A 26,254-nucleotide genomic window follows, 5' to 3' on the forward strand; every position below is an offset into this window, starting at 1 on the left:
AGATGTTACGCGGCGGCCGTGCGGTCGAGGTCGGCCTCGATCGAGTCGTCCTCGCGGCCGGGGGTCCGCAGGTTGAACTTGACGATCGCGAACCGGAAGACCACGTAGTAGATCACCGCGTAGACCAGGCCGATCGGCACGAGCAGCCACGGCTTCTGCGCCGCCGGGGCACCCAGGTTCAGCAGGAAGTCGATGCCGCCCGCGGAGAAGTTGAAGCTCTGGTGGATGCCGAGCGCGTTGCAGATCGCCAGCGAGGTGCCGGTCATGATCGCGTGGAAGAGGTACAGCGGCCACGCGACGAACATGAACGAGAACTCGATCGGCTCGGTGACACCCGTGATGAACGAGGTCAGCGCGCCGGCGATCATCACACCGCCGACGACCTTCTTCTGCGCCGGGCGGGCCGTCTGCCAGATGGCCAGGGCGGCGGCGGGCAGCGCGAACATGAAGATCGGGAAGAAGCCGGTGGTGAACGCACCCGCCGACATCTTGCCCGCGACGAAGTTGTTGATGTCGCCGCCGTCGAAGATGAACCACACCGGGACGTTCAGCAGCTGGTGCAGACCGACCGGGATGAGCAGGCGGTTCAGCGCGCCGTAGATGCCGCCACCGACGACCGGGGACGCCGTGACCGCGTCACCGGCGGCCTGGATGCCCTGGTCGACCCAGTGGAAGACCAGGCCGAAGAGCACGCCGAGGATCAGCATGACGAAGGCGGTGATGATCGGGACGAACCGGCGGCCGCCGAAGAACGCCAGGTAGGCCGGCAGCTTGATGCGGTGGTAACGCTGCCACAGCAACGCGGCCACGATGCCGACGACGACGCCGGCGAGCACCGAGTACGGCCACTTGATCGGCGCGAGCTCGGTGGCACCCGCCTTGTAGCCGGGCAGGTCGCTCAGCGGGGCGAACACCTGGACGACGGCGCTGAAGACGAAGAAGCCGACGACCGCCGCGACACCGGTCGAGCCGTCGCCCTTGCGGGCGAAGCCGACGGCGATGCCGACCGCGAACAGCAGGGGCAGCCAGTTGAACAGCGTGCCGCCCGCGGCGCCGAGCACCGAGGCGACCTTGTTCCAGCCCAGGCCGTCCTTGCCGAGCATGTCGTCCTGCCCGAACCGCAGCAGGATGCCCGCCGCCGGGAGGGTGGCGATCGGAAGCATGAGGCTACGGCCGAAGCGCTGAAGACCGGCGAGACCGCCGCCGCTCTTCTTCGCCCCCTCCGCGGTGGTGGAGCTCATCTGGAACCTCCATAGTGGGGTGGTTGACCGGGTTCCGGGGTGTTCCGGTCCAACTGCATGGTCACCTGGTAGTGATCTCCCCGGTACCAGGACGTGATGTCTTCTATCGGGTCCCCGCCTGCGCTGGAGACCCGGCGGAACACGAGCAGGGGACTGCCGGCGCGCATGCCGAGCAGCCGGGCCGTCTCGCGGTCCGCTCCTTCGGCCCAGACCGTCTGCCACGCCTGGTCGGGACGCACGTCGTACGTCTCGGCCAGCTGCGCGTAGATGGACTGGGTCAGGTCGAGCTCGAGCAGGCCGGGAGCCCGGCCCGCGTGGTACCAGCCCCGTTCGACGGCCAGGGGCACGCCGTCGGCGTGGCGCAACCGCACCAGGTGGTGCGCGGGGGCGCCCTCGGTGAGGCCGAGGGCGTGCGCCGATGCGGTGGGCGGGACCTCGGTGGCCGCGGAGACCACCTCGGTCGTCGGGGTCAGCCCGCGCCGCCGCATGTCATCGGTGAACGACATCAGGTAGAGCTGCAGCTCCATCCGCCGGGCCGCGGTGAACGTGCCCTTGCCGCGGACGCGGGCGAGCAGCCCTTCCTCGACCAGCTTGCCGATCGCCGATCTGACCGTGAGCCGCGACACGCCGTAGCGCTGGGCGAGCTCACGTTCCGACGGGATCGGCGCACCCGGCGGGAGTTCCCGTTCCACCGTGCGGCGGAGGATCTCCCGCAGCTGGGCGTGCTTGGGCGTGGGCCCGTTCACGACCCGGTCGGGTGGCGGGACGTGCGCTGCCGCGCTCATCGGCGTCACCCTCCTCGTTCTCGCGGCACCGGGGACCGGTGCTCGCGTCCGGCCCGGAACATTGGTACGTTCCGGTCTAGACCAATGATCTGATGGGGCAGGATGCTCCGCCGTGCGGACGGGTGTCAACCACCGTTATCCGTTCGTGGCCCGCGGCGGGGTGCATGCCGACGAACGGCGTAGTACAGGTGGACACGCGGTTCGCGTCAGGTTGGGAACAAACAGTGATCAAGGAGACCGCGATGGCGGATGACAGGCCCGAAAAGATCCTCGCCGCACTCGGCGGCACGGAGAACCTCACCGAGATCGAGGGCTGCATCACGCGGCTGCGCTGCGAGGTCGAGGACATGAGCCTCGTCGACGAGGCGGCGCTGAAGAAGGCCGGTGCGATGGGCGTCGTCAAGATGGGGTCGTCGGCGCTGCAGGTGATCGTCGGGCCGGAGGCGGACACGATCGCCAGCGACATCGAGGACCTGCTGTGAGCCTGGAGATCCTCAGCCCGGTCGCCGGGCGCGTGGTGCCGATCACCGAGGTCCCGGACCCGGTGTTCGCGCAGGCCATGGTGGGTCCGGGCATCGCGGTGCAGCCCTCGGGCGGCCGGTCGGACGCGGTCGCGCCGGTCGACGGCACGGTCGCGACGCTGCACCCGCACGCCTACGTCGTCGCGACCGAGGACGGCAAGGCCGTGCTGGTCCACCTGGGGATCGACACGGTCAAGGAGAAGGGTGAAGGCTTCACGCTGCACGTCGTCAAGGGCGAGCAGGTGCGGGCCGGCCAGCCGATCGTCAGCTGGGACCCGGAAGCGGTGACCGCGGCGGGGTATTCGGCGATCGTCCCGGTCGTCGCGCTGGACGCGTCGGCGGACGTTCTGTCCGGTTTGGACGCCGAGCGCGACGTCACGGCCGGCGAGAAGCTGTTCGGCTGGGACGCCTGAGTCGCTTCTGTCACACGGAGAGCCCTTGTGGACGGTGTTCGTCCCCAAGGGCTCTCCGGCGTTGCCGGCCCGTCAGCCGGCGACGACCTTGCCGTTCTCGACCTTGACCGGCACGCTCGGCAGCGGCTTGTTCGCCGGGCCCTGCTTGACCTCCCCGGTGAGGGCGTTGAACACCGAGCCGTGGCACGGGCAGACGAGGTCGGCGCCCTTCGGCGCGACCGTGCAGCCCTGGTGCGTGCAGATCGCGCTGAACGCGGCGCAGGCGGATTCGGACGTCCGGGCCACGATCACGTCGGAGCCGTCGGGGGCCTTGGCGGCCTTCGCCTGCCCGACCGGGACGTCGGCGAGCGCGACCAGCGGCGTCCCGGCGGCGATCGGCGCCTGCGCGGTGCCGGACTTGGCGTCGTCCGAAGAGCAGGCGGAGAGCGCGACGGCGCCGACGGCGGCACCGGCGACGGCGGCACCCGTGGTCAGGACGGTGCGGCGGGAGTGCAGTTCGGCAGTCATGCCCTTATGAACGAGATCGACACCGCATCGGTTCAATCCGCGGTGAACCCGATCGGCCTCTGTTCCGTGTATGTACCCGAGTGGGTGTGGAGTGGAGGATCGATCATGGTGGGTTGGGTTCTGCGCATCGTCGTGGCGGCCGCGTTGCTGGGCTCGGCGGGCGTGCACTACTTCCTGTGGACCGAGGACTACCCGGGCATCGTCGGGCCGTTGTTCCTGCTGGACGCGATCGGCGGCCTCGTCATCGCGATCGCGGTGCTGGCCTGGCGGCACTGGCTGCCGGCGCTGGGCGCGGTCGGGTTCGGCGTGCTGACGCTCGGCGCGTACGTGCTGGCCGCGACGGTCGGGTTCGCCGGGAACCACGACCAGTTCAACAGCCAGCCGGAGTACTGGGGCGTGATCACGGAGGCGGTCTGCATCGTCGGTGGCCTCGCGCTGCTGTTCGTGAAGGACCGGCGCCGGGTCTCGGCCTGAGTTCGTGGGCGAAGTCGCCGAAGACGCGTTGATGCGCGCGCTCCACGAGGAGCACGCCGCGGCGCTGTGGTCGTACGCGCTCCACCTGACCTCCGGGGACCGGATCCGGGCCGAGGACGTCGTCCAGGAGACGCTGCTGCGCGCCTGGCGGTCGACGACGGTGCTGGACCAGTCGACGGGCTCGGCGCGGGCGTGGCTGTTCACGGTGGCGCGGCGCATCGCGATCGACGGCTGGCGCTCGGCGTCGGCCCGCTCGGAGGTGGTCACCGACCAGCCGCCGGAACGGGCGGTCGCGGACGGCACCGACCGCGCGGTGCAGGGCTGGCTGGTGGCCGAGGCGCTCGCGGAGCTGTCGGAGCGGCACCGCGAGGTGCTGCTGCTGTGTTACTTCCAGGGCTATTCCGTGGCGGACGCGGCACAGCGGCTGGGCGTGGCCGAAGGGACGGTCAAGTCGCGCACGCACTACGCGTTGCGCGCCCTGCGCCTGGTGCTCGAGGAGAGGGGGGTGACCCAGTGAGCGAGGACCCGTTCGCGACGTTCGACGCGGCGTACGTCCTCGGGGCGCTGTCCCCCGAGGACCGTCAGCGCTTCGAGGCGCACCTGCGGACGTGCGACCGTTGCGCGGCCTCGGTGCGCGAGCTGGCGGGGCTGCCGGGGCTGCTGGCGAGGGTGGACGCCCCGGCGGTCGTCCCCGAGTTGTCGGCACCCCCACCGGACTTGTTGCCGAAGGTGCTCCGCCGGGTCCGCCGCGGCCGCCGGATCCGGCTGGCGGTGACGTCGGCTTCGGCGGCGCTGGCGGTGTCGGCGTGCGTGGCGTTGGCGGTGGTGGCGTCGTGGCCGGCGCCCGCGCCCCCGCCGTCGATCGCGATGACGTCGCTGGGCGAGTTCCCGGTCCGCGCGGACGCCCGGCTGGACGCGTTCGAGTGGGGCACGCAGGTCGACATGTCGTGCAGCTACACGGGCGAGCGCAGCAGCGGCGAGTACGTGCTGGTGGCGATCTCGCATTCGGGGGTCGAGACGCAGCTGGCGACGTGGAAGGCGGTCCCGGACAACACGGCCCGCATCGTGATCGGGACGGCGTTGAAGCGGACGGACCTGGCGGCGTTGGAGGTGCGCGGGGGGAGCGGGCGTCCGTTGCTGCGGCTGACGTTGTGACCGGGGTGGGGGCTCGGCCGGGACGCAGGGGGTCCCGGACGAGCCCCTTGTTTTGCCGGTCCGGCGTTCCTGGGGCCGGCGTGCCGTCTGCCTCGACTGTCGCCCACAGGAGTGAAACCGGGGCCGGAGCGTCGCGAACGGACCGTTCGCGACGCCGGACATTTGCGCTGCTCAGCCACCCGGCAGCACCCTGGGTCCATGTCCCCGACGATCTTGCTCCCCCTCGCCGCGGCGGCCACCGCACCCTTCACCGCCCGTGCTCTCGACCGGGCCCGAGCCCCGATCCCCGGCAAGCTCGCGGCCATCCTCACCGCGCTCGCGACGGCCGCGGTGACTGCCGGCCGGGCGGCCGGAGCAACGCCGGTGTGGTGGCTCCCGATCCCCATCGCCCTCACGGTCATCGCGGTCCCGCTGGCCCTGGCCGACCTGCGCCACCTCCGCCTGCCGGACATCCTGACCCTGCCGGCGTACCCGCTCATCGGAGCGGCGATCGGAGCGGCCGCGTTCGGCGGTGGCGGCCCATCGCCGATCGCGCGCGCGGCCGCCGGCGCCCTGCTGTTCGGCGGCGCGCACGCACTGGTGGCCCGCCTGGCACCGGGCAGCCTGGGCGCGGGAGACGTGAAGCTGTCCGGCAGCCTGGGCATGGTCCTGGGCGCGGCCGGCTGGCCCCACCTCGCGCTGGCGGCGGTCTTGGCGGCCCTGCTCAGCCTGGCCTTCGCGATGGTCCGCACCGCCCGAACCCGAGCCGGCGCCCGAGCACGCCGAGCGGCTGCCCGGCGCCCGGCCGTACCGCCGGCAGCCGGCCCGCGCCCGGCTGCCGCCCCGGGCCGGGCGGAGTCCGAGCCGGCTTTCGATCCGGACTCCGCCAGGCCGGTGGTCGGGTCGGGCCGACCGGAGTCCGCCCGGGTGCCCGGCCCGCATCTCGCCGGGCCGGCAGCCGGCCCGCGTCCGGCGCCCCTTCCGGGCCAGGCGGAGTCCGCGTCAGCCGCCGACCCGCGCTCCGCCAAGCCCCCAGGCGGCCCGCCACCAGCACTCCCCCCGCGCCCCACTGCCCCCTTCAGCGGCCCGCGCGTCCCCCACGGGCCCGCGCTCCTCGCCGCCACCTGGCTGTGCGCCCTCTTCCCCGGTGCGCCATGACCGGAACACTCTTCGGGCTCGCCCGGCCCCCGTGACAGGATTGAGCCCATGTTGCGCTGGATCACCGCAGGTGAATCGCACGGACCCGCGCTGGCCGCCGTGCTCGAAGGCATGCCCGCCGGCGTCGGCGTCACCACCGCCGACGTCACCCAGCAGCTCGCCCGCCGCCGCCTCGGCTTCGGCCGCAGCCCGCGGATGGGCTTCGAGACCGACCACATCGACTTCCTCGGCGGCGTCCGCCACGGCCTCACCCAGGGCGGACCCGTCGCGATCCAGATCGAAAACGCCGAGTGGCCCAAGTGGGAGCAGGTCATGGCGGCCGACCCCGTCGACCCGCAGATCCTCGACGGCCTCGCGCGCAACGAACCGCTCACCCGCCCCCGCCCGGGCCACGCCGACCTGCCCGGCATGCAGAAGTACGGCTTCGACGAGGCCCGTCCCGTCCTCGAGCGCGCCAGCGCCCGCGAGACGGCGTCGCGGACCGCGCTCGGCACCGTCGCGCGCAACTTCCTGAAGCAGCTGCTCGACGTCGAGATCCTCAGCCACGTCGTCTCCATCGGCGCGGCCGACGCCCCCGAGGGGCCGCTGCCCAAGCCGGAAGACCTCGCCGCCATCGACGAGAGCCCGGTGCGCTCCTTCAGCCAGGAGGGCACCGACGCCATGGTCGCCGAGGTCGACGCCGTGCGGAAGGCGGGCGACACCGTCGGCGGCGTCATCGAGGTCCTCGCCTACGGCCTCCCGCCGGGCCTCGGCTCCCACGTCCACTGGGACCGCCGGCTCGACGCGCGGCTCGCCGGCGCGCTGATGGGCGTCCAGGCCATGAAGGGCGTCGAGGTCGGCGACGGCTTCACCACCGCCCGCCGCTGGGGCAGCCAGGCGCACGACGAGATCGACCGCGGCACCGGCCCGGTCGGCGTCACCCGCCGGTCCAACCGCGCGGGCGGCCTCGAAGGCGGCATCACCAACGGCGAGCCGCTGCGGGTGCGCGTCGCGATGAAACCGATCTCGACCGTCCCCAAAGCACTGTCCACAGTGGACGTCAAGACCGGTGAGCCGGCCGTCGCGATCCACCAGCGGTCCGACGTCTGCGCCGTGCCGCGCGCCGGTGTCGTGCTGGAGTCGGTGGTGGCGCTCGTGCTCGCCGACGCCGCGCTCGAGAAGTTCGGCGGCGATTCGCTCACCGAGAGCAAGCGCAACGCCGAGGCGTACCTGAAGGCCCTCGAGGAGCGCTGGTGAGTCCTCGCGCGGTGGTCGTCGGGCCGCCCGGCTCGGGCAAGAGCACGGTCGGCCCGCTGCTCGCCCAGGCGCTCGGCGTCGGATTCCGCGACAGCGACGACGACATCGTCGCGCGCGCCGGGCGCAGCATCGCCGACATCTTCGCGGAAGACGGCGAACCTGCTTTTCGTGCCCTGGAAGAAGAAGCGGTCGCGACGGCGCTGACCGAGCACGAGGGCGTGCTGTCCCTCGGCGGCGGTGCCCCGCTCACCCCGGGCACCCGCGCGCGGCTGGCCGAGCACACCGTCGTGTTCCTCAACGTCGGCCTCGCCGCCGGCGTGCAGCGCACCGGGCTCTCGAGTGCGCGGCCCCTGCTGGCCGGGGTGAACCCCCGCGCCACGTTCAAGAAACTGCTCGACGAGCGCGTGCCCGTCTACCGCGAGGTCGCCACCGTCGAGGTCGTCACCGACGACCGGACGCCCGCCGAGATCGTCGCGGACCTCGCCGCGCGGCTCGCCCCCGCCGAAGCCAAGGAGTGATCTTCCCCGTGTCCGATCCGGTGCGCATCCCGGTCGCCACCGCCCATCCCTACGACGTCGTGGTCGGCCGCGGCCTGCTCGGCGACCTCACCACGCAGCTGGCCGACGCCTCGAAGATCGCGCTGATCCACCCGCCGACGCTGACCACGACGGCCGAGGCCATCCGCGACGAGCTGATCGCGGCCGGGCTCGACGCCCACCGCGTCGAAATCCCGGACGCCGAGGACGGCAAGGCGCTCTCCGTCGCGAGCTTCTGCTGGGAGGTGCTCGGCCGGATCGGGCTGGACCGGCGCGGGGTCGTCGTCGGGCTCGGCGGCGGCGCCGTCACCGACCTCGCCGGGTTCGTCGCGGGCACGTGGATGCGCGGGGTCCGGCTGGTCAACGTGCCGACGACGTTGCTCGGCATGGTCGACGCCGCGGTCGGCGGCAAGACCGGCATCAACACCGACGCCGGCAAGAACCTCGTCGGCGTGTTCCACGAGCCGAGCGCGGTCTTCGTCGACCTCGCGACGCTGGAGACGCTGCCGCCGAACGAGCTCGTCGCCGGGATGGCCGAGGTCGTGAAGACCGGCTTCATCGCCGACCCGCGGATCCTCGAGCTGATCGAGGCCGACCCCGCGGCGGCGCTCGACGCGACCGGCGAGGTGCTCGGCGAGCTGGTCCGCCGGTCGATCCAGGTGAAGGCCGACGTCGTCGCCGCCGACCTGCGCGAGTCGGACCTGCGGGAGATCCTCAACTACGGCCACACGCTCGGCCACGCCATCGAGCGCCGCGAGCGGTACCGGTGGCGCCACGGCGCCGCGGTGAGCGTCGGGCTGGTGTTCGCCGCCGAGCTGGCGCGCCTCGCGGGGCGGCTCGACGACGCCACCGCCGAGCGGCACGCCGCCGTGCTGAAGCTGCTCGGCCTGCCGACGACGTACGACGCCGACGCGTTGCCGCAGCTGCTGGAAACCATGAAGGGCGACAAGAAGACCCGGTCGGGGGTGCTGCGGTTCGTCGTCCTCGACGATCTCGCCAAGCCCGGCCGGCTCGAGGGCCCGGACCCGTCGCTGCTGGCGGCCGCGTACTCGGCGATCGCGGCGGACGCTCCGAAGAGTGGGGGGAGTGTCCTGCTGTGAAGGCGTTCGTGTTCAACGGCCCCAACCTCGGGCGGCTCGGCAAGCGCGAACCGTCGGTGTACGGCTCGACCACCCACGACGACCTCGCGGCGCTGTGCGTCAAGACGGGGGAGGAGCTGGGCATCGAGGTCGAGGTCCGGCAGACCGACCACGAGGGCGAACTGGTCGGCTGGCTGCACGAAGCGGCCGACGGCGGCAACCCGGTGGTGCTGAACGCGGGAGCGTGGACGCACTACTCGATCGCGGTGCGCGACGCCGCGGCGCAGCTGTCCGCGCCGCTGATCGAGCTGCACATCTCGAACGTGCACAAGCGGGAGGCGTTCCGGCACCACAGCGTGCTGTCGGACATCGCGACGGCGGTGATCGCGGGCCTGGGCGTCGACGGCTACCCGCTCGCCCTGCGGTGGCTCGCCGCGCACCCGGGATGACCCTGCCGACGCTGACGACGCCGCGCCTGACGCTGCGCCGCTTGGTCGAGACCGACCGCGAAGCCGTCGTGAAGGTGTTCTCCGACCCGGAGATGAGCCGGTACTTCGCGGCGGACTTCTCGGACCCGGCCGCGGCGAGCGCGATGGTCGACCGCCGGCTGGCCTACCGGGGTCCGGCGGGGCAGGGCCACTGGGTCATCGAGCGGGCCGGCGAGGTGATCGGCGTCGCGCACCTGCGTCCGTCGTGGGAGCTGCCGGGCGGGGTCGCCGAGCTGGGCTACTACGTAGCGAGCGCGCACGCGGGCCAGGGGCTGGCGACCGAGGCGGCCAGGGCGGTGCTCAGCCACGGCCTCGACGCGCTCGGGCTCCCGGCGGTCTGGGCGCTGGTGCACGAGAACAACGCGGCGAGCCGGAAAGTGGCCGCCCGCTTGGGTTTCCTCGACGTGGGCAGCGGCGTCCACTACGGCGACCTGCACCGGGTCCTGGTCGCGTTGGCGCCGGTGGCCGGGCGGCCGCACCACATCGAGCTGTGGGTGCCGGACCTGGCGGAGGCGGAGCGGAGCTGGGGCTGGCTGCTGCCCGAGCTGGGCTGGCACGAGTTCCAGCGCTGGCCGGCGGGAGTCAGCTGGCGCCGCGGCGGGACGTACCTGGTGGTCGAGGCCTCCCCGGCGATGAGCGCACCGGACCACGAGCGCACGCGCCCGGGGCTGAACCACTTGGCACTGCACGTGGCAACGCGCGCGGAGGTCGACGGCTTGGCTGGGCGCGCTGTCGACCACGGCTGGCGCGAGATGTTCGCCGACCGCTACCCGTACGCGGGCGGCGACGCCCACTACGCCGCTTACCTCGAGAACGAGACCGGTTTCGAGGTCGAGCTGGTCGCCCTCGAAGGCCCGCCGGCAAGGGGTTGACCCGGTTCGCGATCGGGCGCCGCGACGTGATGAAAGAGTCGTTCACCTCGCCCGACGTCATGAACGACTCGTTCATGACGTTCTGGGCGGCCGCCGCTCGCCCGCGCTACCTCGCCTGACCGGCCCGTACCCTGGAAACCCTTGTCTCGCCCGCGATCTTGCCCACGACCGGGGGACCGTCGACCAGGCGTGCCGTCGCCCGATCGATTCAGCTCTCGCTACACTCCGGTGTCGTGCACCCGTTTCGTCGTGGGGGTCGGCGACCCGCTCGTGCCTTGCTCGCCAGTGTTCTGGCCGGGCTGCTCGTCGCGGGGTGCACCGAGGGTTACGCCCAGCCCCAAGCCGCGGGGGAGAACCCCGCCATCGCGGGCGGCAAGACCTCCTCGCCGCCGCGGCCCGTCGACGTCAAGCTCGCTTCGGGTGACCCCCGGCAGAGTGGCGGCGTGATCGCCGCCGGTGGGGCGGACGCCGTCTACAACTACGGGCCCTCCGTCATGCTCGACCGCGGGCAGACCCGGATGTGGTGGTGCAGCCAGTACGGCGGCGCCGGACCCGCCGGCGACGACATCCTCTACGCCCAGGCCCAGTCGATCGACGGGCCGTTCGCCGGGCCCGGGGGCGGGATCCCGGCCGCCGTCTTCTCCGGGGCGCCCGGGCAGTTCGACGGCATGCACACCTGCGACCCGTCCGTCCTGCGCGTCGGCACGACGTACTACCTCTACTACACCGGGGCGGCGGGCGACCACGCGCTCGGCAACGCCGTCGGGCTCGCGACCAGCCCGGACGGCGTCCACTGGACCCGCGCCGCGGGCGGGAAACCGATCCTCGGGCCGTCGCACGACGTGCACCGCGCCAACGTCTACGGCGCCGGCCAGCCCTCGGCCGTCTACCTCGACGGCTGGTTCTACCTGATGTTCACCGACACGACCGGCCGCGCCGCGGCGTGGAACGGGGCCGGGCAGTTCGTGCTCCGGTCGCGCGACCCCGCGTTCGGCTCCGGGGTGCAGGCGCTGGACGTCGGCGGGTTCGTGCCGGTGGCCACGACGTCGGCGCCGCGCGGGCGTTCGGTCGTCGAGGGGTTCAGCGCCGACCTGATGTGGGTGGGTGCGCTGGACGCGTTCGTCATCGCGCACGAGACCGACACCGGGACGACGCTGACGTTCTGGACCGCCGACTTCACCGAGAACCCGTACCGGCCGGTGGTCGTCCCGGGTCCGTGGAAGGAAGGGCCGGGCCTGGTCCGCCGCGCGGACGGGCACGCGCCACTGTCGTCGGCGGCGCCGTGCGACCGGGTGCCGTTCGACGTCGTGCGCGCGACCGTCATCGGCGCCGCCGCGGCCCCGACCGACCTGCGGCACTACGGGCTCGACCTGCTGGGCAGCCAGTCCTGCGCGAACCCGTCCCGGGTGGCCGCGACCTTCGACGGCGTGACGATGCCCGCGCCCGACCGCACGATGGACCTGGTCCGCTCCGGCCAGCGGGTGCGAGTCGACCGGCGCGGGGTGGCGACGGCCCTGGCGGGCGAACTGCTGGAGAAGGAGCCCCGCGAGGTGGCGGCGCTCCCGGTGGCGACGCGGCTGCGCTCCGGCGCGGACGCGCTCCAGGCCCCGGGGCGCGGCCTGGCCCTGGTCCTCGACGACCGCCGCCTGTGGCCCATCCCGGACGGCGGCATCGCGGCGGGCAACGGCTCGGCGACGAAGCCGGTGACGGACGCCCAGTGGGACAGCGCCCCGCGAGGCCCCTCACTGGTCGGCTGAAGCCGCGACGGGGAGACAGGCTAGACCCGGGGTTCGCCGCTGCGCGGCCCGAGCCGCCGAGGCCTGGGCGAGGGCGCCGCACCCGAACGCTCGGCCGGCCGCGGCGAAGGTGACTTCCGAGGCCGCGGCGAGGGCACCTCACGAGCCACCGCCGGCTCCTCCGGAGCTTCGTCCTCGTCCGCCGCCCGGGTCCGCCCGATGCGGCCGCCGACGAACAACCCCAGCCCCGCCGGCACCAGCACCAGCAACGCCGAAAACGCCGCCCCGCCGGTCAGCGCCCCGCCCAGCTCGGACACGCCCGTCTGGTCGACGAAAACCGCCCGTCCGACGACGTACAGGATTCCCGACACCACGCCCGCCACGAGCGCCGCGATGAACCACGCGCGGCCGCGGTCGGGGAGGCCGCGCCAGCCGTCCAGGGCGCTCCACAGCGCGGCCGCTCCCACCAGGACCGCCAGGGCCACCGAGGTCATCAGCGTCTGGTCCGTCGGGTGGTAGACGGCGTACTTGGCCAGCAGCGTCAGCGCCACGCCGTGCAGCAGCGCCATCCCGAGACCGCGGATCACCCAAGCGCTCATCCTGCGGAGTGTAGGCCAGGTTACTGACGAGTTGCCCAGCACGCGCCCACTAGGCTGGGAGCCGTGCCTGAAACCCATGGACGACGCCGGGCGGCGCTGCGCGGGCTTCTGACCGAAGCCGGCCTGGACGCGCTGCTGGTCACCGATCTGCTCAACATCCGCTACCTCACCGGGTTCACCGGCTCGAACGCCGCCGTGCTGCTGCACGCCGAGGGTGACGCCAAGACGCTCTTCTGCACCGACGGCCGCTACACGACCCAGTCGACCGCCGAGGTGCCCGACCTCGACACGGTCGTCGACCGGGCCAGCGCCGCCGCCCTCGTCGCCAAGGCCGCGAAGGACGCCAAGACCTACGGCCGCGTCGGCTTCGAGAGCCAGCACGTCAGCGTCGAAGAGTACGAGTCGCTCCGTGAAAAGGTGCAGCTAGAACGCACCCCCGGCCTGGTCGAGCGGCTGCGCCTGGTCAAGGACGAAGCCGAGGTCGACGCGCTGCGCCAGGCGTGCGCCGCCGCCGACCGGGCGCTCGACGACCTGCTCGCCGCCGGCGGCCTGCGGCCCGGGCGGACCGAGCTGGACATCGCCCGTGACCTGGAGAACCGGATGCTGGAGCACGGTTCGAAGGAGCCCAGCTTCGCCTCCATCATCGCCGCCGGCGCGCACTCGGCCATCCCGCACCACCAGCCGACGCACGCCGAGCTCAAGCGCGGCGACTTCGTGAAGATGGACTTCGGCGCCACGGTCGACGGCTACCACTCCGACATGACCCGCACCTTCGTCCTCGGCGAGCCCGCGGACTGGCAGCGGGAGGTGTACGACCTCGTGCACGCCGCCCAGGCGGCCGGCGTCGACGCCGTCGTGCCGGGCGCCGAGGTGTCCGATGTGGACGCCGCGGCGCGGAAGGTGATCGCGGACGCGGGCCACGGCGAGCACTTCGCGCACGGGCTCGGGCACGGCGTCGGCCTGCAGATCCACGAGGCGCCCAGCTTCGCCGCCACGGGCGTCGGTACACTGTCCGCCGGTATGGCGGTCACCGTCGAGCCCGGCGTCTACCTCGCGGGGCGCGGTGGCGTGCGCATCGAGGACACGCTCGTCGTGCGGGCTGGGGAGCCCGAACTCCTCACCCTGAGCACCAAGAACCTCGTGGTCGTCTGACAGCGGCCGCGAACCGTAGATCGACACAGGAGACTGCAAGCTCGTGGCCACGACCAACGACCTGAAGAACGGGCTCGTCCTCAACCTGGACGGCCAGCTCTGGACCGTCACCGCGTTCCAGCACGTCAAGCCGGGCAAGGGCGGCGCCTTCGTGCGCACGACGCTCAAGCACGTGCTCACCGGCAAGGTGGTCGACAAGACGTTCAACGCGGGCACGAAGGTCGAGACGGCCACGGTGGACCGCCGGAACATGACCTACCTGTACAAGGACGGCCAGGACTTCGTGTTCATGGACGGCGACACCTACGACCAGATCACGGTGCTGGCCGCGGTCGTCGGCGACAACGCCAACTACATGCTCGAGAACACCGAGGTCCAGGTCGCGGTGCACGAGAACGAGGCGCTCTACATCGAGCTCCCGACCTCGGTCGAGATCGTCATCCAGCACACCGACCCGGGCCTGCAGGGCGACCGCTCCACCGGCGGCACCAAGCCGGCGACGCTGGAGACCGGCGCGGAGATCCAGGTCCCGCTGTTCCTGTCCACCGGCGAGAAGATCAAGGTCGACACCCGCGACGGCCGTTACCTGGGCCGCGTCTCCAACTGATGCCCACTTCGAAGCCCCACCCCAACCGCGGCGGCGCGATCAGCCGGCGGCAGGCGCGCCGTCGCGCGGTGGAGATGCTGTACGAGGCCGCGCAGCGCGACACCGACGCGGTGACGCTGCTGGCCGACCGCGTCGGCGCGACCGAGGTCGACCCGATCGCGGACTACACGATCAGCCTGGTCGAGGGCGTGACCGGCCGGAAGACGCAGATCGACGAGCTGCTGGCCGAGCACGCGCAGGGCTGGACCCTGGAGCGGATGCCGAAGGTCGACCTCGCGGTGCTGCGGGTCGGTGTCTACGAGCTGCTCTGGGCCGAGGACGTGCCGGACCCGGTGGCGATCGACGAGGCCGTGGGCCTCGCGAAGGAACTGTCCACGGACGATTCACCGCGGTTCGTCAACGGCGTGCTGGGCCGGATCGGCACGATCGCCGATCGCCTCCGCGCCGTTCTCTAGGCCTGCTGCGAGCCCCCCGACGAGTCAGTGAGCGTCTCCGGTGCCCCCACCGGGGGACGCTCACTGCGTCGGCACAGCAACACCCGGAATCAGTCCTCCTTGGAAGGACGCGCCTCCGGCGGGAGCACACCCCAGTCGATGAGCTGCTCGGTCAGCTCGCCCGGGGTCATGTCGTAGATGATCGCCAGGGACCGCAGGTCCTCGGTGCGGATCGAGAGCACCTTGCCGTTGTAGTCGCCGCGCTGGCTCTGGATCGTCGCCGCGTAGCGGGCCAGCGGGCCCACCTTTTCGGCAGGCAGCTGCTGCAGGCGCTCGAGGTTGATCACGATCTTGGTGGCGGGCTCCGCACCGGAGGGGACCCGGCCCTCGGGCAGCAGCTCGACCACCGGCACGCCGTAGAAGTCGGCCAGCTCGGCCAGCTTCTGCACGGTGACGGCACGGTCGCCACGCTCGTACGAGCCGACGACGACGGCCTTCCAGCGCCCACCGGACTTCTGCTCGACCCCGTGCAGGGACAGGCCCTGCTGCTGGCGGATCCCGCGGAGCTTGGCCCCGAGCGCCTTGGCGTAATCGCCCATCTGGTCGTTCTCCGTTCTCCACCCCCTCCCGGTCGGGGTGACCGGTCCAGGGGACTCTTCGAGTCGAATACTCAGAGTAATGGTTACGCATTGTTGTCACCAGGTCAAGCAGGAGCTTGCCGCGAATCACGCCACACCACCCGTAAGACTGAGCAAAGTGCCTGCTACTGTCGGTGCGAAAGCCCCGACCAGCAGGGGAACAGACGTCCTTTAAGGACCCGTCCGGTGAGGCGGGGAAGGAGTCCGAAGTGTCGTCACGTCCGCGTGGCGCGGCTGGTTCGGCCGGGGAGCGCGAGCTCCTGACGGCCGGCGATGTCGCGCGCACGATCGCCCGAATGGCCCATCAGGTCATCGAAAAGACCGCGAACGGTGCGGAGAGCACTACCCCGCCCGTGTTGCTCGGGATCCCCAGCCGCGGCACTCCGCTCGCGGCCCGCCTGGCCGACAAGATCGGCGAGTTCTCCGGGGTCCGCCCGCCGACCGGCGCCCTCGACGTCACCCTCTACCGGGACGACCTCCGCCGCCGCCCGCCGCGCGCGCTCGAACAGACGCAGCTGCCGCCGGACGGCATCGACGACCGGGTGGTGATCCTGGTCGACGACGTCCTCTTCTCCGGCCGCACGATCCGGGCCGCGCTCGATGCCCTCCGTGATCACGGCCGCCCCCGCGCGGTGCAGCTGGCCGTCCTGGTCGACCGCGGCCACCGTGAGCTGCCGATCCGCGCCGACTACGTGGGCAAGAACGTGCCGACCGCCCGCACCGAGGGTGTGTCGGTCCTGCTGGCCGAGATCGACGGCCGTGACGCGGTGCTGCTCCGCGCCGCGGCGGAAGCACCGGGAGAAGAGTCTTGAAGCACCTGCTCGCCACCGACGGGCTGGACCCGGCGCTGGCCACGGCCGTGCTGGACACGGCCGACGAGCTGAAGCACACGCTGCTCGGCCGCGAGGTCAAGAAGCTGCCGACGCTGCGCGGCCGCACGGTGATCACCCTGTTCTACGAGAACTCGACGCGCACGCGGGTGTCGTTCGAGATCGCCGGGAAGTGGATGAGCGCCGACGTGATCAACGTCTCGGCGTCCAGCTCCTCGGTCAACAAGGGCGAATCCCTGCGTGACACGGCGCTGACGCTGGCCGCCGCGGGCGCCGACTGCGTGATCGTCCGGCACCCGGCCAGCGGCGCCGCTCAGCGGCTCTCGGAGTGGCTGGCCGAGCCCGGCACCTCGGTGGTCAACGCCGGCGACGGCACCCACGAGCACCCGACACAGGCGTTGCTCGACGCGGCCACGCTGCGGGAACGCCTCGGCTCGCTCAAGGACCGCCGGATCGCGATCGTCGGGGACGTCCTGCACAGCCGGGTCGCGCGCTCGAACATCCACCTGCTCTCGGCCCTCGGCGCCGAGGTGGTGCTCGTCGCGCCGCCCACGCTGCTGCCCTACGGCGTCGAGAGCCTGCCGGTGACCGTTTCGCACGATCTGGACGCCGAGCTGCCCGCGGTCGACGCGGTGATGATGCTGCGGGTCCAGGCGGAACGCATGCACGGCGGGTTCTTCCCGTCAGCGCGCGAGTACTCGATCGCCTACGGCCTCTCGGAAAAGCGGCAGAAGCTGCTGCCGGAGCACGCGGTCGTGCTGCACCCCGGCCCGATGCTGCGCGGGATGGAGATCGCGAGCGCGGTCGCCGACTCCCCGGCCTCGGCCATCACCGAACAGGTCCGCAACGGCGTTCACGTGCGCATGGCGGTCCTCTACCACCTCCTGGCCAGCGAAGGAGCCGCCGCGTGAGCACGGTGATCAAGGGCGCCCGCCCCTACGGCGAAGGCGACCCGGTCGACGTCCTGATCGAGGACGGGGTGATCACCGGGATCGGCACTGTCCAAGCACCCGAGGACGCCGAAGTCATCGAGGCGAACGGTCAAGTGCTGCTGCCGGGCTTCGTCGACCTGCACACCCACCTGCGCGAACCCGGCCGCGAGGACACCGAGACGATCGACACCGGCTCGGCCGCGGCGGCGCTCGGCGGCTACACCGCGGTGTTCGCCATGGCCAACACCGACCCGGTCGCCGACAACGCCGTGATCGTCGACCACGTGTGGCGGCGCGGGCAGGAGGTCGGCCTGGTCGACGTCCACCCGGTCGGCGCGGTCACCGTCGGGCTCAAGGGCGAGAAGCTCGCCGAGTTGGGCACGATGGCGAACTCGCAGGCTCGGGTCAAGGTGTTCTCCGACGACGGCCTCTGCGTCGCCGACCCGCTGTTGATGCGCCGCGCGCTGGAGTACTCGACCGCGCTCGACGTCGTCATCGCGCAGCACGCCGAGGAGCCGCGGCTGACCGTCGGCGCCCAGGCGCACGAGGGCGAGCGCGCGGCCCGGCTCGGCTACACCGGCTGGCCGGCCGCCGCGGAAGAGTCCATCGTGGCCCGTGACTGTCTCCTGGCGCTGCACGCCAACGCGCGGCTGCACGTCTGCCACGTGTCCACTTCGGGCACGGCGGACGTCCTGGCCTGGGCGAAGGACCGCGGCACCAAGGTGTCGGCCGAGGTCACGCCGCACCACCTGCTGCTGACCGACGAGCGCCTGGCCACCTACGACCCGGTCAACAAGGTGAACCCGCCGCTGCGCACGGAATCCGACGCCGAGAAGCTGCGGACCGCGCTGGCCGAAGGCGTCATCGACTGCGTCGCCACCGACCACGCCCCGCACGCGGTGCAGGACAAGGACACCGAGTGGACCGCGGCCCGGCCGGGCATGCTCGGGCTGCAGACGGCACTGTCCATCGTGGCCGAGACCATGGTCCGCACCGGCCTGCTCGACTGGCGCGGCGTCGCCCGCGTCATGAGCGAGCGCCCCGCCGAGATCGGCAACCTGGCCGACCAGGGCCGCCCGATCGCGGTCGGCGAGCCCGCGAACCTGACGCTCGTCGACCCGGACGCCGAGTGGACGGTCCGGGGCGCGGAGCTCGCCAGCATCGCCGCCAACACCCCGTACGAGGGAATGCGGCTCCCCGGTGTGGTGACCGCGACGCTGCTGCGCGGGCGGCTCACCGCGCGGGACGGGAAGGTCTGCTGATGGAACGCCTTTGGCTGGTGCTGGCGATCGTCGCCTTCTTCCTGCTCTGCCTGTGGGGCATGTACGTCGGCTGGCGGCGCAAGGCGCGCTCGCAGAGCGTGCGGGTGCCGCCGTTCCCCGCCATCCCCGACGGCCTCGGTGACGCGCTGCTGGAGTCCACCGGCGTCTACGTCGCCACGACGTTCGCGGGGGAGTGGCAGAACCGGGTCGTCACCCGCGGCGCGGGCCTGCGCACCGGCGCGGTCCTGCGGCTGCACGACGGCGGGATCGCGGTGGAACGCGGGGGAGCGCCCGACTTCTGGATCCCGCGCGACGCCGTCACCGGGGTCCGCCGCGACTCGAAGATCGCCGGGAAGGTGATGGGCACGGACGCACTGCTCGTCCTCACCTGGCGGGCCGGCGAAACCGAGCTCGACACCGGCTTCCGCGGCGACGAACTCGACGACTATCCACAGTGGATCGAACAGCTCAAGATCAAGGGAGGTGCCCAGTGAACGCGCGCGCTCAGGCCGCACTGGTACTCGAAGACGGCCGGGTGTTCCGCGGCGCCGCCTACGGCGCACAGGGGCGGAGCCTCGGCGAAGCGGTGTTCTGCACCGGCATGACCGGCTACCAGGAGACGCTCACCGACCCGTCCTACCACGGGCAGATCGTGGTGCAGACCGCGCCGCAGATCGGCAACACCGGCTGGAACGACGAGGACGACGAGTCCTCGAAGATCTGGGTCAACGGCTACGTGGTGCGCGACCCCGCGCGCACGCCGTCCAACTGGCGCTCTCGCCGGACGCTGGACGAAGAGCTGGTGAACCAGGGCATCGTCGGCATCGCCGAGGTCGACACCCGCTCGCTTACGCGGCACCTGCGCGAGCTCGGCGCGATGCGCGCCGGCGTCTTCTCCGGCGACGCGCTGGGCACCGTCGACGAGATGGTCGCCGAGGTGCTGGCGAGCCCGAAGATGGAGGGCGCCGACCTGGCCGGCCAGGTCACCACGCCTCGCCCCTACGTGATCTCGCCTTCCGGTGAGACGCGCTTCCGGGTGGTCGCGCTCGACCTGGGCATCAAGTCCAACACCCCGCGCCAGATGGTCCAGCGCGGCATCGAGGTGCACGTCCTGCCCTCGACGTCGACCTTGGACGAGCTGCTGGCGATCGAGCCGGACGGCGTGTTCCTGTCCAACGGCCCGGGCGACCCGGCCACCACGGTGCACGCCACCGAGCTGACCAAGCAGGTCCTCGGCCGCGAGATCCCGCTGTTCGGCATCTGCTTCGGCAACCAGGTCCTCGGCCGCGCGCTCGGCCTGGGGACGTACAAGATGCGCTACGGCCACCGCGGCATCAACATCCCGGTGATCGACGTCGCCACGAAGTCCGTGGCGATCACGGCCCAGAACCACGGGTTCGCACTGGAAGGCGAGCCAGGGCAGCGCTTCGAGTCGCCCTTCGGCGCGGCTCAGGTCAGCCACTACTGCGCCAACGACGGCGCGGTCGAGGGCCTGCGGGCCTTCGACGTCCCGGCGTTCTCGGTCCAGTACCACCCCGAAGCCGCGGCCGGCCCGCACGACGCGGCCCCCCTGTTCGACGATTTCGTTTCGCTCATGGAGAAGCGGTCGTGAGTCTCACGACCGGCATCGAGCGGCTCCGGATCCGGAACTTCCGGGTACTCCGGGACGTCGAGCTGGACGGCCTCACGCCGGTGACGGCGCTGCTCGGGCCGAACGGGAGCGGGAAGTCGACCGTGTTCGACGCGCTGGACTTCCTCTCCGAGTCGTTTCGAGTCGGGCTGCGCTCGGCATGGGACCGTCGCGGGGGTGCCGCCGAAATCGTCACGCACGGCGCAGCCGGGCCGGTCGAGATCGAGGTGATCTGCCGGATTGTGAACTCGGTTGGTGGGTATCGGCTCGTCATCGAGCACAATGATGACGAGCCGATGGTCCGCGAAGAGAAGCTGACTTGGCAGCCGGAGGGTGCGGAGGCTCCTTACGACCTCCTGCACTTCCGGCAAGGGGTGGGCGGAGTCGCCCGTGCCGGAGCGTGGGAACTCATCGAGCTGGCCGGGCCCGATCTGCTCGGTGTGAGTGTGGTCAGCCAACTGGCCAGAGATGCCGAAATCCGTAGGTTCCACCGATTCATGATCGGAGTCGGCCTCTCGGATCTGAGCCTCGATGCGATGCGTAAAGGCGCTAAGGATGACAAGACCTTCCGGCTGAAGCCGGAAGGCCAGAACCTCGGCGCCGTTATCCGGCAGCTACGCGGGTCCTCCCGCGAGTGGGAGGGCATCCGGGCTTCTCTGCGCAGGTATGTGCCGGGATTCGATGACATCGAACCCCTGCGGCAGGGCGACGGAGCCTGGATCGTCCGCCTACGCGAGCAGGGTTCGGAAGAGCTCATCGCCCCGGAGAACATCTCCGACGGAACACTTCAGCTGCTCGGCTATCTGGTCGCGCTCCAGAGTGATACCTCAGTGTTGCTGGTCGAAGAGCCGGAAAAGCAGGTTCACCCGAGACTGCACTACCGACTCGCCGAGGACATGCGAGGTGCGGAAGCCGGCGGCCAGTTCATGGTTGCCACACATGCGCCTGAGTTCGTCGACGCTCTGCACCCGGACGAGGTCTGGATGCTGTTTCGCGACGAGTCCGGCTTCGCTCAGGCTCGGCGAGCGGCGGACATCCCCCAGCTGATGGCCATGGTCGACAGCGGAGGACTGCTGGGAAGTCTCTGGACCGAGGGGTTCTTCGGCATCGGTGATCCCCTCGACCGGCCGGGGCGGCCACAGTGATCCACGTCGAGATCCTGGTGGAGGAGCCTTCGGCGGAAGCAGTGTTGAAGACGCTGGTTCCGAAGATCGTCGGTGAGGACGTGTCCTTCGCCGTCCGGCGCTTTCAAGGCAAGCAGGATCTGCTGAAGCGGTTGCCCGGAATTCTGCGCGGGTTCGCGGCCAGGATCGCGTGGGAGGCGCTTCGGGTCGTCGTGCTCATCGATCGGGACGCCCAGGACTGCCGGGAACTCAAGCGCCATCTCGTCGCGGCGAGTGAGGAAGCGGGACTCCCATCCGAGTTCGTCCTGCATCGCGTGGTGATCGACGAGCTGGAGTCCTGGTTTCTCGGCGACGTCCCGGCCCTGTGCGAGGCATACGACAGGGTTCCGAAGGATTTGGCCAAACAAGCGCGCTACCGCGATCCCGACGACACCGGTAAGGCGTCGCGTGCGCTGGAGGACCTCCTCCGGTCCAAGGGATACCTCCGCGACCGCTTGCCGAAGGTGGCAGCAGCTGAGGCGATCGCGCCCCACATGGACATCGAGAACAACCGATCCAAAAGCTTTCAGGTCTTCCGCGACGGCTTGCGGCGCCTGGTGAAAGAAGGAAACTGATGCCGAAGAGGACGGACATCCAGCACGTGCTGGTGATCGGCTCCGGGCCGATCGTGATCGGGCAGGCCGCGGAGTTCGACTACTCCGGTACCCAGGCCTGCCGGGTGCTGCGCAGCGAAGGCCTGCGCGTCTCCCTGGTGAACTCGAACCCGGCCACCATCATGACCGACCCCGAGTTCGCCGACGCCACCTACATCGAGCCGGTGACGCCGGACTTCGTCGAGAAGGTCATCGCGGCGGAACGCCCCGACGCCATCCTCGCGACCCTCGGCGGGCAGACCGCGCTCAACTGCGCCGTCGCGCTGCACGAGCGCGGGGTGCTCGACAAGTACGGTGTCGAGCTGATCGGTGCCGACATCGACGCCATCCAGCGCGGTGAGGACCGGCAGAAGTTCAAGGACATCGTGCGCACCATCGGCGCCGAGGTCCCGCGCTCCCGCGTCTGCCACGACATGGACGAGGTCCGCGAGACGGTCAAGGACCTCGGGCTGCCCGTCGTCATCCGGCCGAGCTTCACCATGGGCGGGCTCGGGTCCGGCATGGCGCACACGCCCGAGGACCTCGAGCGGCTCGCCTCCACCGGGCTCACCGAATCTCCCGTCACCGAGGTGCTCATCGAGGAGAGCGTGCTCGGCTGGAAGGAGTACGAGCTCGAGCTGATGCGCGACAAGAGCGACAACGTCGTGGTCGTCTGCTCGATCGAGAACGTCGACGCGATGGGCGTGCACACCGGCGACTCGGTCACCGTCGCGCCGACCATGACGCTCACCGACCGCGAGTACCAGGTCATGCGGGACGTCGGTATCGCCGTGCTGCGCGAGGTCGGCGTCGACACCGGTGGCTGCAACATCCAGTTCGCGATCAACCCGGCCGACGGCCGGATGGTCGTCATCGAGATGAACCCCCGCGTGTCCCGAAGCAGCGCCCTCGCCTCCAAGGCGACCGGCTTTCCGATCGCCAAGATCGCCGCGAAGCTCGCCATCGGCTACACCCTCGACGAGATCCAGAACGACATCACCGGTGAGACGCCGGCGTCGTTCGAGCCCGCGCTGGACTACGTCGTCGTGAAGATGCCGCGGTTCGCCTTCGAGAAGTTCCCGGGCGCGGACCCGACGCTGACCACGACGATGAAGAGCGTCGGCGAGGCGATGTCGTTCGGCCGCAGCTTCCCCGAGGCGCTCGGCAAGGTGATGCGGTCGATCGAGACGAAGGCGACCGGGTTCTGGACGCTGCCCGACCCCGAAGGCGCGACGGTGGAGTCCACTTTGGACTCCCTGCGCACCGCGCACGAAGGCCGGCTGTACGAAGTGGAACGCGCGCTGCGGCTGGGCGCCAGCGTCCAGCAGGTGCACGAAGCGAGCGGCATCGACCCGTGGTTCATCGACCAGATCGCCCTCATCGGCGAGGTCGGCGCCGAGGTCCGCGACGCGCCCGTGCTGGACGGCGATCTGCTGCGCCGCGCCAAGCGCACCGGGCTCTCGGACCGCCAGGTCGCCGCCCTGCGCCCGGAACTGGCCGGCGAGGACGGCGTCCGCGCGCTGCGGCACCGCCTCGGCGTGCGGCCGGTGTTCAAGACCGTCGACACCTGCGCGGCCGAGTTCGCCGCCAAGACGCCGTACCACTACTCGGCCTACGAGTCGGATCCCGACGCGCAGTCCGAAGTGGCCGTCCAGAGTGCCAAGCCGAAGGTGCTCATCCTCGGCTCGGGCCCGAACCGGATCGGCCAGGGCATCGAGTTCGACTACTCCTGCGTGCACGCGGCGATCGCGTTGCGCGAGGCCGGGTTCGAGGCCGTCATGGTCAACTGCAACCCGGAAACCGTGTCCACCGACTACGACACGTCCGACCGGCTGTACTTCGAGCCGCTGTCCTTCGAGGACGTCCTCGAGGTCGTGCACGCCGAGCAGGCGTCCGGCACGGTCGCCGGCGTGATCGTGCAGCTCGGCGGCCAGACCCCGCTGGGGCTGGCGAAGAAGCTCGCCGACGCCGGGGTCCCGGTGGTCGGGACGCCGCCGGAGGCGATCAACCTGGCCGAGGACCGCGGCGCGTTCGGCGAGGTGCTGACCGACGCCGGGCTGCCCGCGCCGCGCTACGGCACGGCGACGTCCTTCGAGGGCGCCAAGCGGATCGCCGACGAGATCGGCTACCCGGTGCTCGTCCGGCCGTCGTACGTCCTGGGCGGGCGCGGCATGGAGATCGTCTACGACGAGGAGACCCTCGCCGGGTACATCAGCCGCGCCACGGAGATCAACCCCGAGCACCCGGTGCTCGTGGACCGCTTCCTCGACGACGCCATCGAAATCGACGTCGACGCGCTCTTCGACGGCGAGGAGCTCTACCTCGGCGGCGTCATGGAGCACATCGAGGAGGCCGGGATCCACTCCGGCGACTCCTCCTGCGCGCTGCCGCCGATCACGCTCGGCCACACGGACCTGCAGGCCGTCCGCCGCTCCACCGAGGCGATCGCGCGTGGCGTGGGCGTGCGGGGGCTCCTGAACGTCCAGTACGCGCTCAAGGACGACGTCCTGTACGTCCTGGAGGCCAACCCGCGCGCGTCGCGCACGGTGCCGTTCGTGTCCAAGGCGACGGCCGTGCCGCTGGCCAAGGCCGCCGCGCTGATCATGACCGGCTCGACGGTCAAGGACCTGCGCGAGAGCGGCGTCCTGCCGGCCGAGGGCGACGGCGGGCAGCTGCCGGCCGACTCGCCGGTCGCGGTCAAGGAAGCGGTCCTGCCGTTCCACCGCTTCCGCACGCCGGAGGGGCACGGCGTGGATTCCCTGCTGGGCCCGGAGATGAAGTCCACCGGCGAGGTGATGGGCGTCGACGTCTCCTTCGGCAAGGCTTTCGCCAAGTCCCAGAGCGGTGCCTACGGCTCGCTGCCGACGTCCGGGCGCGTGTTCGTCTCGGTCGCCAACCGCGACAAGCGTTCGCTGGTGTTCCCGGTGAAGCGCCTGGCGGACCTCGGGTTCGAGATCCTCGCCACGTCCGGCACCGCGGAAGTGCTGCGGCGCAACGGGGTCGCGTGCACCGTGGTGCGCAAGCACTACGAGGGGTCGACCGAAGCCGAGCCGAACATCGTGGACGTCATCCTCGACGGCGACGTCGACATGGTGATCAACACCCCTTACGGGAACAGTGGTCCGCGCGTCGACGGCTACGAAATCCGCACCGCCGCGGTCTCGCGCGACATCCCGTGCGTGACGACCGTGCAGGGCGCCGCGGCGGCCGTGCACGGCATCGAAGCGCTGATCCGGGGCGACATCGGGGTCAAGTCCCTGCAGGAGCTCCAGGCGGCGCTGAAGGCGCAGTCGTGAGCACGCGGGAGCGGTTCGGGGCGCGGCTGGCGAAAGCCGTCGCGGCCCGGGGCCCGCTGTGCGCCGGGATCGACCCCCACCCGGGCCTGATCGAGGCCTGGGGGCTCCCGGTGGACGCCTCGGGCCTGGAACGGTTCGCGCTGTCCGCCACGGAGGTCCTGGCGGCCCGCGCGGCGGTCGTGAAGCCGCAGTCGGCGTTCTTCGAAAGTTTCGGAGCGGCCGGCGTCCGCGTGCTGGAGCGGGTCGTCGAGACGGCCCGCGAGGCGGGCGCGCTGGTGCTGCTGGACGTCAAGCGCGGCGACATCGGCTCGACGATGGCGGCGTACACGGCGGCGTACGTGGCCGACGGGGCGGCGATCGCGGCCGACGCGATCACCGTTTCGCCGTACCTCGGGTTCGGCTCTTTGGCCCAATGCGCCGAAACGGCCGTTTCGGCGGGGCGCGGCATCTTCGTGCTTGCGCGGACTTCGAACCCGGAAGCGGCCGCGGTGCAGAACGCGAAGCTGCCCGACGGGCGCACCGTGGGGCAGTCGATCGTCGATTCCGCGGCGGCGCTCAACGCATCCGCGGCACCGCTCGGCGATGTAGGGGTCGTCGTCGGCGCCACCGTCGCCCCGGGTGACCTGGACCTCTCCGCGCTGAACGGTCCGGTGCTGGCCCCCGGTTTCGGGGCCCAGGGAGCCACTGTGGCCGATTTGAAGGCGCTTTTCGGAGCGGGACTGCCGGGTGTGCTGCCCGCGTCGTCCCGGGACATCCTGAAGCACGGTCCGGAGCAAGCGGCTTTGCGCCAAGCGGTCGAACGCGTCGCCGAAGTGCTGGCCGACCCGCAGGAAAACGGCCAATAGCAGGGCCCGGAACCGGGTCCCACCAGGCACCCCCGCATTGTGGCCGGTGCTCACGGGTGGGTACCGTCGCGTCACCCACCCAGATTTGAGAAC

30 protein-coding genes are annotated in these 26,254 nt (G+C 71.4%); 25 read left to right on the top strand and 5 right to left on the bottom strand.

What is annotated here, in order from left to right; translation table 11 throughout:
• Positions 1-5 precede the first annotated feature (5 nt).
• Both BLV96_RS32900 and BLV96_RS32905 read right to left on the bottom strand, forming a co-directional pair.
• Positions 6-1,241, bottom strand: coding sequence for a PTS transporter subunit EIIC (locus BLV96_RS32900; RefSeq protein WP_086678279.1), 1,236 nt, complete (start codon positions 1,239-1,241; stop codon positions 6-8).
• A complete protein-coding gene (locus tag BLV96_RS32905; protein WP_086678278.1) occupies positions 1,238-2,026 on the bottom strand; it encodes a GntR family transcriptional regulator in 789 nt (262 codons plus the stop codon). The genes BLV96_RS32900 and BLV96_RS32905 overlap by 4 nt, the downstream gene beginning before the upstream one ends.
• A 242-nt stretch (positions 2,027-2,268) precedes the next feature.
• Between BLV96_RS32905 and BLV96_RS32910 the strand changes: the two genes are divergently transcribed.
• Positions 2,269-2,508 carry a PTS sugar transporter subunit IIB gene (locus BLV96_RS32910; RefSeq protein ID WP_167379806.1) on the top strand — a complete coding sequence of 80 codons (240 nt, stop codon included), beginning with the start codon at positions 2,269-2,271 and terminating at the stop codon, positions 2,506-2,508.
• A complete protein-coding gene (locus BLV96_RS32915; RefSeq protein ID WP_086678276.1) occupies positions 2,505-2,960 on the top strand; it encodes a PTS sugar transporter subunit IIA in 456 nt (151 codons plus the stop codon). The genes BLV96_RS32910 and BLV96_RS32915 overlap by 4 nt, the downstream gene beginning before the upstream one ends.
• A gap of 72 nt (positions 2,961-3,032) precedes the next feature.
• Here BLV96_RS32915 and BLV96_RS32920 read toward each other — a convergent pair whose 3' ends face one another.
• Complete coding sequence (locus BLV96_RS32920) at positions 3,033-3,467, bottom strand: QcrA and Rieske domain-containing protein (protein WP_086678275.1); 435 nt, start codon at positions 3,465-3,467, stop codon at positions 3,033-3,035.
• Between the two features lie 105 nt (positions 3,468-3,572).
• Here BLV96_RS32920 and BLV96_RS32925 point away from each other — a divergent pair, with 105 nt between their 5' ends.
• From BLV96_RS32925 to BLV96_RS32970, 11 genes are all read left to right on the top strand, one after another.
• Complete coding sequence (locus BLV96_RS32925; protein WP_086678274.1) at positions 3,573-3,941, top strand: hypothetical protein; 369 nt, start codon at positions 3,573-3,575, stop codon at positions 3,939-3,941.
• A gap of 4 nt (positions 3,942-3,945) precedes the next feature.
• Positions 3,946-4,458 (top strand): sigma-70 family RNA polymerase sigma factor, encoded by a 513-nt coding sequence (locus tag BLV96_RS32930; protein WP_086678273.1) that lies wholly within the window; start codon positions 3,946-3,948, stop codon positions 4,456-4,458.
• Positions 4,455-5,096 carry an anti-sigma factor family protein gene (locus BLV96_RS32935; RefSeq protein WP_086678272.1) on the top strand — a complete coding sequence of 214 codons (642 nt, stop codon included), beginning with the start codon at positions 4,455-4,457 and terminating at the stop codon, positions 5,094-5,096. Before BLV96_RS32930 ends, BLV96_RS32935 begins: the two co-directional genes overlap by 4 nt.
• Positions 5,097-5,294: 198 nt before the next feature.
• The gene (locus BLV96_RS32940) at positions 5,295-6,233 is read left to right on the top strand and encodes a prepilin peptidase (RefSeq protein WP_091389833.1); all 939 of its coding nucleotides are present in this window, start codon (positions 5,295-5,297) and stop codon (positions 6,231-6,233) included.
• 48 nt (positions 6,234-6,281) lie between these two features.
• Entirely contained in the window at positions 6,282-7,469 is a 1,188-nt protein-coding gene (gene aroC / locus BLV96_RS32945) for a chorismate synthase (protein ID WP_086671141.1), read from the top strand.
• Positions 7,466-7,987 carry a shikimate kinase gene (locus BLV96_RS32950; RefSeq protein WP_208608379.1) on the top strand — a complete coding sequence of 174 codons (522 nt, stop codon included), beginning with the start codon at positions 7,466-7,468 and terminating at the stop codon, positions 7,985-7,987. The genes aroC and BLV96_RS32950 overlap by 4 nt, the downstream gene beginning before the upstream one ends.
• A gap of 8 nt (positions 7,988-7,995) precedes the next feature.
• Positions 7,996-9,105: a 3-dehydroquinate synthase gene (gene aroB, locus BLV96_RS32955; RefSeq protein WP_086671263.1), complete on the top strand. Its 1,110-nt coding sequence runs from the start codon at positions 7,996-7,998 to the stop codon at positions 9,103-9,105.
• Positions 9,102-9,533 carry a type II 3-dehydroquinate dehydratase gene (gene aroQ, locus BLV96_RS32960; protein WP_086671145.1) on the top strand — a complete coding sequence of 144 codons (432 nt, stop codon included), beginning with the start codon at positions 9,102-9,104 and terminating at the stop codon, positions 9,531-9,533. The genes aroB and aroQ overlap by 4 nt, the downstream gene beginning before the upstream one ends.
• Positions 9,530-10,444: a GNAT family N-acetyltransferase gene (locus BLV96_RS32965; protein WP_086671146.1), complete on the top strand. Its 915-nt coding sequence runs from the start codon at positions 9,530-9,532 to the stop codon at positions 10,442-10,444. Before aroQ ends, BLV96_RS32965 begins: the two co-directional genes overlap by 4 nt.
• Complete coding sequence (locus tag BLV96_RS51315; protein WP_279627563.1) at positions 10,441-10,563, top strand: hypothetical protein; 123 nt, start codon at positions 10,441-10,443, stop codon at positions 10,561-10,563. Before BLV96_RS32965 ends, BLV96_RS51315 begins: the two co-directional genes overlap by 4 nt.
• 156 nt (positions 10,564-10,719) lie before the next feature.
• Positions 10,720-12,201, top strand: a complete 1,482-nt coding sequence (locus BLV96_RS32970) for a glycoside hydrolase family protein (RefSeq protein WP_086671148.1) — start codon at positions 10,720-10,722, stop codon at positions 12,199-12,201.
• Positions 12,202-12,221: 20 nt separating this feature from the next.
• On the opposite strand, the gene BLV96_RS32975 is transcribed toward BLV96_RS32970, so the two are convergent.
• Entirely contained in the window at positions 12,222-12,779 is a 558-nt protein-coding gene (locus BLV96_RS32975) for a B-4DMT family transporter (RefSeq protein WP_086671149.1), read from the bottom strand.
• 63 nt (positions 12,780-12,842) lie between these two features.
• Here BLV96_RS32975 and BLV96_RS32980 point away from each other — a divergent pair, with 63 nt between their 5' ends.
• From BLV96_RS32980 to nusB, 3 genes are read left to right on the top strand one after another with little or no spacing between them, the layout of a single operon-like run.
• The gene (locus BLV96_RS32980; RefSeq protein WP_086671151.1) at positions 12,843-13,931 is read left to right on the top strand and encodes a M24 family metallopeptidase; all 1,089 of its coding nucleotides are present in this window, start codon (positions 12,843-12,845) and stop codon (positions 13,929-13,931) included.
• A 43-nt stretch (positions 13,932-13,974) separates the two neighbouring features.
• Positions 13,975-14,538 (top strand): elongation factor P, encoded by a 564-nt coding sequence (efp, locus tag BLV96_RS32985; protein ID WP_086671153.1) that lies wholly within the window; start codon positions 13,975-13,977, stop codon positions 14,536-14,538.
• On the top strand, positions 14,538-14,993 hold the full coding sequence (gene nusB / locus BLV96_RS32990) for a transcription antitermination factor NusB (protein WP_086671155.1): 456 nt from the start codon (positions 14,538-14,540) through the stop codon (positions 14,991-14,993). The genes efp and nusB overlap by 1 nt, the downstream gene beginning before the upstream one ends.
• Positions 14,994-15,082: 89 nt before the next feature.
• Here nusB and bldD read toward each other — a convergent pair whose 3' ends face one another.
• Positions 15,083-15,571, bottom strand: a complete 489-nt coding sequence (gene bldD / locus BLV96_RS32995) for a transcriptional regulator BldD (protein ID WP_003096372.1) — start codon at positions 15,569-15,571, stop codon at positions 15,083-15,085.
• 248 nt (positions 15,572-15,819) lie between these two features.
• On the opposite strand from bldD, the gene pyrR reads away from it, so the two are divergent.
• From pyrR to pyrF, 9 genes are read left to right on the top strand one after another with little or no spacing between them, the layout of a single operon-like run.
• Positions 15,820-16,422: a bifunctional pyr operon transcriptional regulator/uracil phosphoribosyltransferase PyrR gene (gene pyrR / locus BLV96_RS33000; protein ID WP_086671157.1), complete on the top strand. Its 603-nt coding sequence runs from the start codon at positions 15,820-15,822 to the stop codon at positions 16,420-16,422.
• Positions 16,419-17,351 carry an aspartate carbamoyltransferase catalytic subunit gene (locus BLV96_RS33005; RefSeq protein WP_086671159.1) on the top strand — a complete coding sequence of 311 codons (933 nt, stop codon included), beginning with the start codon at positions 16,419-16,421 and terminating at the stop codon, positions 17,349-17,351. The genes pyrR and BLV96_RS33005 overlap by 4 nt, the downstream gene beginning before the upstream one ends.
• Positions 17,348-18,634, top strand: coding sequence for a dihydroorotase (locus tag BLV96_RS33010; protein ID WP_086671161.1), 1,287 nt, complete (start codon positions 17,348-17,350; stop codon positions 18,632-18,634). Before BLV96_RS33005 ends, BLV96_RS33010 begins: the two co-directional genes overlap by 4 nt.
• Positions 18,634-19,128, top strand: a complete 495-nt coding sequence (locus tag BLV96_RS33015) for a PH-like domain-containing protein (protein ID WP_086671163.1) — start codon at positions 18,634-18,636, stop codon at positions 19,126-19,128. The genes BLV96_RS33010 and BLV96_RS33015 overlap by 1 nt, the downstream gene beginning before the upstream one ends.
• Complete coding sequence (gene carA, locus BLV96_RS33020) at positions 19,125-20,246, top strand: glutamine-hydrolyzing carbamoyl-phosphate synthase small subunit (protein ID WP_086671164.1); 1,122 nt, start codon at positions 19,125-19,127, stop codon at positions 20,244-20,246. The genes BLV96_RS33015 and carA overlap by 4 nt, the downstream gene beginning before the upstream one ends.
• Positions 20,243-21,409, top strand: coding sequence for an AAA family ATPase (locus tag BLV96_RS33025; protein WP_086671166.1), 1,167 nt, complete (start codon positions 20,243-20,245; stop codon positions 21,407-21,409). Before carA ends, BLV96_RS33025 begins: the two co-directional genes overlap by 4 nt.
• Positions 21,406-22,002 carry a DUF4276 family protein gene (locus BLV96_RS33030; RefSeq protein WP_086671169.1) on the top strand — a complete coding sequence of 199 codons (597 nt, stop codon included), beginning with the start codon at positions 21,406-21,408 and terminating at the stop codon, positions 22,000-22,002. The genes BLV96_RS33025 and BLV96_RS33030 overlap by 4 nt, the downstream gene beginning before the upstream one ends.
• The gene (gene carB, locus BLV96_RS33035) at positions 22,002-25,316 is read left to right on the top strand and encodes a carbamoyl-phosphate synthase large subunit (RefSeq protein WP_086671171.1); all 3,315 of its coding nucleotides are present in this window, start codon (positions 22,002-22,004) and stop codon (positions 25,314-25,316) included. The genes BLV96_RS33030 and carB overlap by 1 nt, the downstream gene beginning before the upstream one ends.
• Positions 25,313-26,161 carry an orotidine-5'-phosphate decarboxylase gene (pyrF, locus tag BLV96_RS33040; protein ID WP_086671173.1) on the top strand — a complete coding sequence of 283 codons (849 nt, stop codon included), beginning with the start codon at positions 25,313-25,315 and terminating at the stop codon, positions 26,159-26,161. Before carB ends, pyrF begins: the two co-directional genes overlap by 4 nt.
• Positions 26,162-26,254: the final 93 nt, after the last annotated feature.

This window comes from Amycolatopsis pretoriensis, assembly GCF_900107925.1.
Lineage (GTDB): Bacteria > Actinomycetota > Actinomycetes > Mycobacteriales > Pseudonocardiaceae > Amycolatopsis > Amycolatopsis pretoriensis.

Excerpts from the sequence above, each read along its gene's own strand:
- BLV96_RS32900 (WP_086678279.1), bottom strand. The coding sequence starts at position 1,241 with ATGAGCTCCACCACCGCGGAGGGGGCGAAGAAGAGCGGCGGCGGTCTC.
- BLV96_RS32905 (WP_086678278.1), bottom strand. The coding sequence starts at position 2,026 with ATGAGCGCGGCAGCGCACGTCCCGCCACCCGACCGGGTCGTGAACGGG.
- BLV96_RS32910 (WP_167379806.1), top strand. The coding sequence starts at position 2,269 with ATGGCGGATGACAGGCCCGAAAAGATCCTCGCCGCACTCGGCGGCACG.
- BLV96_RS32920 (WP_086678275.1), bottom strand. The coding sequence starts at position 3,467 with ATGACTGCCGAACTGCACTCCCGCCGCACCGTCCTGACCACGGGTGCC.
- BLV96_RS32925 (WP_086678274.1), top strand. The coding sequence starts at position 3,573 with ATGGTGGGTTGGGTTCTGCGCATCGTCGTGGCGGCCGCGTTGCTGGGC.
- BLV96_RS32940 (WP_091389833.1), top strand. The coding sequence starts at position 5,295 with ATGTCCCCGACGATCTTGCTCCCCCTCGCCGCGGCGGCCACCGCACCC.
- aroC (WP_086671141.1), top strand. The coding sequence starts at position 6,282 with ATGTTGCGCTGGATCACCGCAGGTGAATCGCACGGACCCGCGCTGGCC.
- BLV96_RS32965 (WP_086671146.1), top strand. The coding sequence starts at position 9,530 with ATGACCCTGCCGACGCTGACGACGCCGCGCCTGACGCTGCGCCGCTTG.
- BLV96_RS32975 (WP_086671149.1), bottom strand. The coding sequence starts at position 12,779 with ATGAGCGCTTGGGTGATCCGCGGTCTCGGGATGGCGCTGCTGCACGGC.
- nusB (WP_086671155.1), top strand. The coding sequence starts at position 14,538 with ATGCCCACTTCGAAGCCCCACCCCAACCGCGGCGGCGCGATCAGCCGG.
- bldD (WP_003096372.1), bottom strand. The coding sequence starts at position 15,571 with ATGGGCGATTACGCCAAGGCGCTCGGGGCCAAGCTCCGCGGGATCCGC.
- BLV96_RS33015 (WP_086671163.1), top strand. The coding sequence starts at position 18,634 with ATGGAACGCCTTTGGCTGGTGCTGGCGATCGTCGCCTTCTTCCTGCTC.
- carB (WP_086671171.1), top strand. The coding sequence starts at position 22,002 with ATGCCGAAGAGGACGGACATCCAGCACGTGCTGGTGATCGGCTCCGGG.